The sequence below is a fragment of the Kitasatospora sp. NPDC056184 genome, assembly GCF_042268405.1.
Classification (GTDB): Bacteria; Actinomycetota; Actinomycetes; order Streptomycetales; family Streptomycetaceae; genus Kitasatospora.
Map to the genome: position 1 here is coordinate 163,525 of NZ_JBHJUI010000018.1, position 9,933 is coordinate 173,457.

At 75.6% G+C, this 9,933-nt stretch carries 4 protein-coding genes; all 4 read left to right on the forward strand.

What is annotated here, in order from left to right:
- Positions 1–86 precede the first annotated feature (86 nt).
- Positions 87–1,271 carry a cytochrome P450 gene (locus ACFC0B_RS29760; protein WP_376092517.1) on the forward strand — a complete coding sequence of 395 codons (1,185 nt, stop codon included), beginning with the start codon at positions 87–89 and terminating at the stop codon, positions 1,269–1,271.
- A 171-nt stretch (positions 1,272–1,442) separates the two neighbouring features.
- Entirely contained in the window at positions 1,443–1,655 is a 213-nt protein-coding gene (locus ACFC0B_RS29765) for an MbtH family protein (RefSeq protein WP_344330127.1), read from the forward strand.
- An 8-nt stretch (positions 1,656–1,663) separates the two neighbouring features.
- Positions 1,664–2,662 (forward strand): TauD/TfdA family dioxygenase, encoded by a 999-nt coding sequence (locus ACFC0B_RS29770; protein WP_376092521.1) that lies wholly within the window; start codon positions 1,664–1,666, stop codon positions 2,660–2,662.
- A gap of 42 nt (positions 2,663–2,704) precedes the next feature.
- Positions 2,705–9,933: amino acid adenylation domain-containing protein (locus tag ACFC0B_RS29775; RefSeq protein ID WP_376092524.1), on the forward strand; the 7,229-nt coding region annotated here is incomplete at its 3' end.

Genomic DNA, 9,933 nt, shown 5'->3' on the forward strand with positions numbered 1-9,933 from the left:
CCGACCGCCCTCCCGACCGCCCTCCCGAACCCCCTCCCGGCCGGCCGTCGCCCGGCCGACCCGACTGCCACCGAGGAGCAGCCGTCATGGTGACCACCACCTCCGTCGATCTGACCGACCCCGCCCTGTGGGCCCGCCCCGACATCCCGGAGCTGGTCGCCGACCTGCGCGCCGAGGCGCCCGTCCACCGCACCGACACCGTCGACGACGGGCCGATCTGGTCGGTGATGACCTACCGGGAGTCCGCCGAGGTACTGCGCAACGCGGCCGCTTTCAGCTCGGAGTCCGGCTCGCTGCTGGGCGCGGGCGTCGGCAACGTGCCGGTCGGCTCGGGCCGGATGATGGCCCTCACCGACCCGCCCCGGCACCGCGAACTGCGGGCCCCGGCCAACCCGTTCTTCTCCAAGGGCGGGGTGCGCGGCGCCTCCCGGTCGATCGCCGACCGGGCCGCCGAGCTCTTCGACCGGGCCGTCGAGCAGGGCGAGGCGGACCTCGTCGACGTGGTCTCGGCGCTGCCGCTGGCCGTGATGTGCGACCTGCTGGACGTCCCGGAGAAGGACCGCGACATGGTGGTCCGGGTCTGCGACGTGGCGTTCCTCGGCGCCACCCCGGAGGAGCGCCGGGCCGGGCACCAGCAGTTGATCCCCTACCTGCTGCACCAGGTGATGCTGCGGCGCACCGATCCGCGCGACGACCTCATCTCGATGATGGCCACCTACAAGGTGAACGGCCGGCTGCTGCCGGTCGAGGACGTCGTGCTCAACCTGGACAACATCGTGGTCGGCGGCGTCCAGACGGTCCGCCACACCGCCGCGATGGGGTTGCACACCCTGGTCAACCGGCCGGACCTGTGGCGGCAGTTGCAGCGCGGCGAGGTGTCCATGGACTCCGCCGTCGACGAGCTGCTGCGCTGGACCTCGGTCGGGCTGCACACGCTGCGCACCGCCACCCGGGACATCGAGCTGGCAGGGCGGCAGATCCGCCGCGGCGACCGGGTCGCCGTCTGGGTGTGGTCGGCCAACCGCGACCCGGAGGCCTTCGAGGCGCCCGAGGAGATCCGCCTCGACCGCTCGCCCAACAAGCACCTGGCGCTCGGCCTGGGCGCCCACTACTGCATCGGCGCGCCGCTGGCGAAGACGGAGCTGAGCGCGCTGTTCACGGCGGCGCTGGAGAAGGCGTCGGCGATCGAGCCGGCCGGTCCGGCGGAGTACAACCGCTCGATCATCAACTTCGGCCTGGACCGGTTCCCGGTCCGCCTCACGCCCCGCTGAGCGCCGTACGGCACAGCACCCCGCGTTCGACCCCCGCGCCGAGGCCCGCGCAGGAGGACGGCAGTCCCGTAACTGCCGCTCTCCTGCCGGGCCTCGTGCCGCTTCCGGGCCCGCCGCGCCCCTACCTTCGAATCACCGCACCACGACCACCACCGCACCGAGGAGACCACCGTGAGCAACCCGTTCGAGGACGACAACGCCGGCTACCTCGTCCTGGTCAACGACGAGAACCAGCACTCGCTCTGGCCGGTCTGGATCGACGTGCCGGCCGGCTGGACCACCGTCCACGGCGAGGCCCCCCGCCAGGAGTGCCTGGACTGGATCGAGGCCAACTGGACCGACATCCGCCCGGCCTCGCTGGTCGCCGGCCTCGACCGCCGGTGAGCGCCGCCATGGTCACCTGGGAGCTGAACCCCGGCCGTCCGGCGCTCGCGCACGTGCCGGCCGTCGCCGAGCTCGCCGAGGGCACCGCCTGGCTGCGCGCGCACGAGGCCGAGCTGACCGCCGCGCTGCACCGGCACGGCACGATCTTCCTGCGCGGCCTGCCGGTCGCCGCCACCGAGGACGTCGCCGCCGTGCGCGACGTGCTGATCCCCGAGCCCACCCCGTACCGGGAGAAGGCCACCCCGCGCAGCGACTTCGGCAACGGCGTCTTCTCGTCGACCGACCTGCCGCCCGCGCAGCCGATCCGGATGCACAACGAGAACAGCTACACGCTGACCTTCCCCGGCCGGCTGCTGTTCGCCTGCCTGACCGCCCCGGAGGCGGGCGGCGCCACCCCGACCGCCGACGTCCGCAAGGTCCTCGCCGCCCTGCCGCCGCACCTGGCGGAGCGCGGCCGGACCTCCGGCTGGACGCTGAACCGCAGCTACTCGGACTACGTCTCGCTCGGCTGGCGGACCGCCTTCGCCACCGAGGACCGCGCCGAGGTCGAGCGCTACTGCCGGGAGAACGGCATCTCCTGGGAGTGGACGGCGGACGGCAACCTGCGCACCAGCCAGCTGCGGCCGGCCACCATCCACCACCCGTACACCGGTGAGGAGGCCTGGTTCAACCACCTGGCGTTCTGGAGCGAGTGGTCGCTGGACCCGGACATCCGGGAGGCCATGGTCGAGGAGTTCGGCCCGGACGGCCTGCCGTTCAACACCGGCTTCGGCGACGGCGAGCCGCTCACCCGCGAGGACGCCGACGCGCTGAACGCCGCCTACGAGGCGGCCACCGTCCGGGAGACCTGGCAGGTCGGCGACGTGATGCTGGTCGACAACGTGCTCTGCGCGCACGGCCGCGACCCGTACCGCGGCGACCGGAAGATCGCCGTCGCGATGGGCCGCCCGGTCGACGTCCTCGACTGCCGCCCCTCGGTCCTGCCGACCACCGCCGTCGCCGCGTGACGGCGCCCCCCACCCGCCCGTGACGTGAGCAGAGGAAGCACCGTGATCCCGGTTTCGTACGCACAACAGCGTCTGTGGCTGATCGACCAGATCGAAGGGCCGACCGCGCTCTACAACCTGCCGTTCGCGGTCCGCCTGCGCGGCCCGCTCGACACCGCCGCGCTGCGTGCCGCGACGGCGGACGTGGTCGCCCGGCACGAGGCCCTGCGCACGGTGTTCCCGGTGGACGCGGAGGGCGTGCCGGTGCAGCACATCCTGCCGTCGGCGGAGGCGGCGATCGCCTTCGCGACGGTGGAGTGCGCACCGGCCGGCTACCCGGCCCTGCGGGACGCGGAAGCCGCCCACACCTTCGACCTGAGCGCCGAACTCCCCATCCGGGTCACGGTCTTCTCGCTCACCCCGACCGACGGGGACACTCCCGAGCACGTGCTGCTCGTGGTGCTCCACCACATCGCCGGCGACGGCTGGTCGCTCGGCCCGCTGCTGCGCGACCTCGCCACCGCCTACACCGCCCGGCTCGCGGCCGCCGAGCCGCGGTGGGAGCCGCTGCCGGTCCAGTACGCCGACTACGCGCTGTGGCAGCGCGAGCTGCTCGGCGACGAGTCCGACCCGTACAGCCTGATGAGCCGTCAACTCGACCACTGGAGAGGAGTCCTGGCCGATCTGCCGGAGGAGCTGGAGCTGCCGGCGGACCGCCCCCGGCCGCCCGCGCCCACCGGCGCCGCCGACGCCGTCCCGTTCACCTTCGCCCCCGAGCTGCACGCCGCGCTGGCCGAACTCGCCCGCGGCCGGCGCGCCACCCTGTTCGCCGTGCTCCAGGCGGGCCTCGCCGCGCTGTTCACCCGGCTCGGCGCGGGCACCGACATCCCGCTCGGCACCGGGGTGGCCGGCCGCTCCGACGAGGCGCTGAGCGACCTGGTCGGCTTCTTCGTCAACACCCTGGTGCTGCGCACCGACACGTCCGGGGACCCGTCCTTCGACGAACTCCTGGGCCGCGTCCGGGAGTCCCAGCTGGACGCCTTCGCGCACCAGGACGTGCCGTTCGAGCGGCTGGTCGAGGAGGTCAACCCGGCCCGCGCGCTCGGCCGCCACCCGCTGTTCCAGACCCTGCTGGTGCTCCAGAACCACGAGGAGGGCGAACTCGGCCTGCCCGGGCTGGAGTCGGCCCCCGAACCGCTCGGCCTGCGGGTCGCCAAGTTCGACCTCAACATCGGCGTCACCGAGCGGCACGGCCCGGACGGCGCCCCGGCCGGCCTGGAGGGCTCGGTCGAGTACGCGGCCGACCTCTACGACCGCGCCACCGTCGTCACCCTGTTCGAGCGCCTCGGCCGGCTGCTCGCCGCCGCGGCCGCCGACCCGCAGGCGCCGATCGGCACCCTGGACATCCTCGCCCCCGAGGAGCGCGCCCGCCTCGCCGAGGAGTGGAACGCCACCGCCGCGCCCGTCCGCACCGGTTCGCTGCCCGCCCTGTTCGAGGCCCAGGCCGCCCGCACCCCGGACGCGGTCGCGCTCGCCCACGACGGCGGCACCGTCGGCTACGCCGAGCTCAACGCCCGCGCCAACCGGCTCGCCCACCACCTGATCGCCGCGGGCGTCGGCCCCGAGTCCCCGGTCGCGCTGCTGATGGAGCGCTCGGTGGACCTGGTGGTCGCCACCCTCGCCGTGCTGAAGGCGGGCGGCTGCTACGTGCCGATGCACGCGAGCCTGCCGCCCGAGCGGATGACCGCACTGCTCGCCGACACCGCCGCGCCCGTCCTGCTCACCGACCGCGCCGAGCCCGGCTTCGCGCACACCGCCGCCGTGGTCCGCCCCGGCGACGAGGCGCACCGGCCCGACCACGACCCCGCGCTGCCCGTCCACCCGGACCGGCTGGCCTACGTGATGTTCACCTCCGGCTCCACCGGCACCCCCAAGGGCGTCGCGGTGCGCCACCGCGACGTCGTCGACCTCGCCGACGACCGCCGCTGGCGCGACGGCCGGCACGAGCGGATCCTGCTGCACTCCCCGCACGCCTTCGACGCCGCCACCTACGAGCTGTGGGCGCCGCTGCTGCGCGGCGGCACGGTCGTCGTCGCCCCGCCCGGCACCCTGGACGCCGCCGCCCTGCACGCCCTCGCCATCCGGCACCGGGTCACCGCGGTCTTCCTCACCAAGGCCCTGTTCGACCTGGTCGCCGAGCAGGCGCCGGAGACCTTCCGCGCCCTGCGGACGGTCTGCACCGGCGGCGAGGCCGCCTCCGGCACCCTGCTGCGCCGGGTCCTCGACCACTGCCCGGACCTGCTGCTCGCCCACGTCTACGGGCCCACCGAGGCCACCACCTTCGCCACCCACCACCCCTTGCGGCCCGCCGACCTGGACGGTGGCCGGGCGCCGATCGGCCTGCCGCTGGACAACATGCGCGCCCACGTCCTGGACGCCCGCCTCCAGCCGGTGCCGCCCGGGGTGCCCGGCGAGCTGTACGTCGCCGGGGCCGGCCTGGCCCGCGGCTACTGGCGGCGGGCCGCGCTGACCGCCGAGCGCTTCGTCGCCGACCCGTACGACGCCGACGGCGGCGGGCGGATGTACCGCACCGGCGACCTGGTGCGCCGCCGGGCCGACGGCGCGATCGAGTTCCTCGGCCGGATCGACGGCCAGGTCAAGCTGCGCGGCTTCCGGATCGAGCTCGGCGAGATCGAGGCCGTGCTCTCCCGCCACCCCGCCGTCCGCCAGGTCATCGTCGTGCCCCGCGAGGACCGCCCCGGCGACACCCGGCTGATCGGCTACTGCGCCGCCCTCGACACCGCCGGCGGCCCCGAACTCGCCGCCGAGCTCAAGCGGTTCGCCGCCGAGGCGCTGCCCGGCTACATGGTCCCGTCCGCGGTCGTGGTGCTGCCCGCCCTGCCGCTGAACGCCAACGGCAAGGTCGACCGGCGCGCCCTGCCCGCCCCCGACCTCGGCGCCGACGGCGACGGCCGGGCCCCGCGCGACGAGCGCGAGCGGGCCCTGTGCGCGCTGTTCGGCGAGATCCTCGGCATCGACGGCATCACCATCGACGACGACTTCTTCGCCCTCGGCGGCCACTCCCTGCTGGCCACCCGCCTGGTCGGCCGGGCGCGTACCGAGCTCGGCGCCGAACTCGCCATCGGCGACCTCTTCCAGGCCCCGACCGTCGCCGCGCTCGCCGCCCGGATCGCCGGCGCCCCGGCCCGCCCCGCGCTGCGCCCCGAGCCGCGCCCCGAGCACCTGCCGGTCTCCTTCGCCCAGCGCCGCCTCTGGTTCCTGGGCAAGGCCGAGGGCCCCGGCGCCACCTACAACGTCACCCTCGCCCTGCGGCTGACCGGCCCGCTGGACAGCGCGGCCCTGGAAGCCGCCCTCGGCGACGTCGCCGCCCGCCACGAGTCGCTGCGCACCGTCTTCGCCGAGCGCGACGGCGTGCCCCACCAGCGGGTGCTGGCCGCGCCGCCCGCCCCGCTGCTCACCGTCACCGACCGCCCCGCGCAGGACCTCGTCCACCACACCTTCGACCTGGCGGCGGACGTCCCGCTGCACGCCTACCTGCGCCCCGAGGGCCCCGAGGAGCACGTCCTCACTCTGGTGATGCACCACATCGCCAGCGACGGCTGGTCGCTGCGCCCGCTGTTCCGCGACCTCGCCGAGGCCTACGCCGCCCGCCGGGCCGGCGCCGCGCCGCGGTGGGAGCCGCTGCCCGTCCAGTACGCCGACTACACCCTCTGGCAGCACCGGCTGCTCGGCGCGGACACCGACCCGGCGTCGCTGCTCGGCGCCCAGCTCGCCCACTGGCGCGAGGCGCTGGCCGGCCTGCCCGACGAGCTGCCGCTGCCGCTGGACCGCCCGCGCCCGCCGGTGCCCACCCACCGCGGCGACGTCGTCGAGCTGGAGCTCGACGCCGCCCTGCACGCCCGGCTCGCCGCCCTGGCCGCCGAGCACGGCGCCACCCTGTTCATGGTCCTCCAGGCCGCCTACGCCGCCCTGCTGCACCGCTTCGGCGCCGGGGACGACCTGCCGATCGGCACCCCGCTGGCCGGGCGCCTGGACACCGCCCTCGACGAGCTGGTCGGCTTCTTCGCCAACACCCTGGTGCTGCGCACCGACCTGAGCGGCGCGCCCACCTTCGCCGAGCTGCTGGGCCGGGTCCGGGAGGCCGACCTGGCCGCCTACGCCCACCAGGACGTGCCGTTCGAGCGCCTGGTCGAGGAGCTGAACCCGGCCCGCACCCTCGCCCGGCACCCGCTGTTCCAGGTGATGATCGCCTTCGACAACACCGCCTTCGACAACACCGCCTTCGACAACACCGCCTTCGACAGCACCGCCGCCGACAGCACCGCCGGCGGCGCCCCCGCCCTGCCCGGCACCCGCGCCGCCCACGAGCCGCTCGGCCTGCCCAGCACCGCCTTCGACCTCACCCTCAACCTCTCCGAGCGCCACCACCCGGACGGCCGCCCGGCCGGGCTCTCCGGCGGCCTGGAGTTCGCCGTCGACCTGTTCGAGCGGGCCACCGCCGAGCGGCTCGCCGGCGCCCTCGTCCAACTGCTGGCCCAGGCCGCCGAGCAGCCGCACCGCCCCGTCGCCGAGCTGGACGTGCTCGGCCCGGCCGGGCACGCGGCGCTCGCCCGCTGGCACGACACCGCCCGCCCCGGCGGCGAGGTCCTCGTCCCCGCCGCGTTCGCCGCGCAGGCCGCCGCCACCCCGGAGGCCACCGCGCTGGTCTTCGGCGGACAGGAACTGAGCTTCGCCGAGCTGAACGCCCGCGCCAACCGGCTCGCCCACGGCCTGGAGGGCGCAGGCATCGGCCCCGGGTCGCTGGTCGCGCTCGCCCTGCCCCGCTCGGCCGAGTCGATCGTCGCCCTGCTCGCCGTGCTCAAGGCCGGCGCCGCCTACCTGCCGCTGGACTCCGACTACCCGCGCGACCGGCTCGCCCACATGCTGGCCGACGCCCGCCCGGCCGCCGTGCTCTCCACCGACGCCTGGCCGCTGCCCGAGGTGCTGGACGGCCTGACCGTGCTGCCCGCCGACGCCGCCATCTGGGCGGAGCTGCCCGCCGACGAACCGGACGTGGCGGTCGGGCCCGAGCACGCCGCCTACGTGATCTACACCTCCGGCTCCACCGGTCGCCCCAAGGGCGTCGTGGTCCGGCACGGCGGCCTCGCCAACCTGTACGCCTTCCACCGCGACGAAACCCTCAGCCTCGCCCAACAGGCCAACCCCGGGCGGCGGTTCACCTTCGCCTCGACCGCCTCGATGTCCTTCGACACCTTCCTCGAAGGGGTGCTCTGGCTGGTCGCCGGCCAGGAACTGCACCTGCTCGACGACGACCTGCGCCGCGACGCCGCCGCCATCGTCCAGTACCTCGCCCGCACCGGCGCCGACGTCCTCGACGTCACCCCCGGCCAGGCCGAACGGCTGGTCGAGGAGGACCTGCTCACCACCTGCCCGCCCGCCGTGCTGATGATCGGCGGCGAGGCCTGCGGCCAGCAGCTGTGGACCGCGCTGTCCGCCGCCCCCGACACCGTCGTGCTCAACATCTACGGGCCCACCGAGTGCACCGTCGACGCCCTGTACCACCGCCTCGACGCCACCGTGGCCCGCCCGGTGATCGGCCGCCCGCTGGCCAACCTGCGCGCCCACCTGCTGGACGCCCGGCTGCGCCCGGTGCCCGTCGGCGTGCCCGGCGAGCTCTACCTGAGCGGCGCCGGCCTGGCCCGCGGCTACCTGGGCCGCCCGGCGCTGACCGCCGAGCGCTTCGTCGCCGACCCGTACGACGAGGGCGCCCGGATGTACCGCACCGGCGACCTCGCCCGGCGCCGCGCCGACGGCTCGGTGGAGTTCCTCGGCCGCACCGACCACCAGGTCAAGGTGCGCGGGTTCCGGATCGAACTCGGCGAGATCGAGGCCGTCCTGGCCGCCCACCCGCAGGTCCGGCAGGCCGCCGTACTGCCGCACCGGGACGGTACGGCCGGCACCCGGCTGGTCGCCTACCTGGCCGCCGACGCCGACCCGGCGGAGCTGCGCGCCCACGCGGCCGCCGCGCTGCCCGACTACATGGTCCCGGCCGCCTTCGTCACCCTGGAGGCGCTGCCGCTCAACGTCAACGGCAAGCTGGACCGGGCCGCCCTGCCCGCCCCCGACTTCACCGCGACGGCCGGCGGCCGGGCCGCCCGCACGGCCCGCGAGGAGATCCTCTGCGGCCTGTTCGCCGAAGTCCTCGGCCTGGACGGCGCCGTCTCGATCGACGACGACTTCTTCGCCCTCGGCGGCCACTCGCTGCTCGCCACCAAGCTGCTCAGCCGGGTCCGCGCCGCCCTCGGCGCCGAACTCGGCATCCGGGACGTCTTCGAGGCCCCGACCGTCGCCGGCCTGGTCGAGCGCCTCGACGGCGCCGAGGCCCGGCCCGCGCTCACCGCCGGCGAGCGCCCCGAGCGGCTGCCGCTCTCCTTCGCCCAGCAGCGGCTATGGCTGATCGACCGGATGGAGGGGCCCGGCGCGCTCTACAACATGCCGCTCGCGCTGCGCCTGACCGGCGAGCTCGACCGCGCCGCGCTTTCCGCCGCGCTCGGCGACCTGGCCGAGCGGCACGAGAGCCTGCGCACCGTGATCGCCGAGCACGAGGGCGAGCCCTACCAGCGGATCCTCGCCGAGGCCGCGGTGCCCGTCGAACTCCTGTACTGCGCACGGGAGTCCGTCGACGCCGAGGTGGACCGCGCGGCCCGCCGCCCGTTCGACCTGGCCGCCGAGCCGCCGGTCCGGGCCACCCTGCTCCGGGTCGCCGAGGACGAGCACGTCCTGGTCGTCGCGCTGCACCACATCGTCGGGGACGGCTGGTCGATGGGCCCGCTGCTGCGCGACCTCGCCGAGGCCTACACCCTGCGCCTCGGCGGTGAGCGGCCGGTCTTCGAGCCGCTCGCCGTCCAGTACGCGGACTACGCGCTCTGGCAGCGCGGGCTGCTCGGCGACGAGGCCGACCCGCAGAGCCTGCTCTCCCGCCAACTCGCCTACTGGCGCGCCACCCTGGCCGAACTGCCGGAGGAGATCGCGCTGCCCGCGGACCGCCCGCGCGGCGCCCGGGCCGACCACCGCGGCGAGCGGGTCGCGCTGCCGATCGGCGCCGAGCTGCACCGCGCGCTGGTCGCGCTCTCCCGCGAGCACCGGGTCACCCTCTTCATGACCTGCCAGGCCGCGCTCGCCGCGCTGCTCACCCGGCTCGGCGCGGGCACCGACGTGCCGATCGGCTCGGTGGTCGCCGGCCGCTCGGACGAGGCGCTGGACGACCTGGT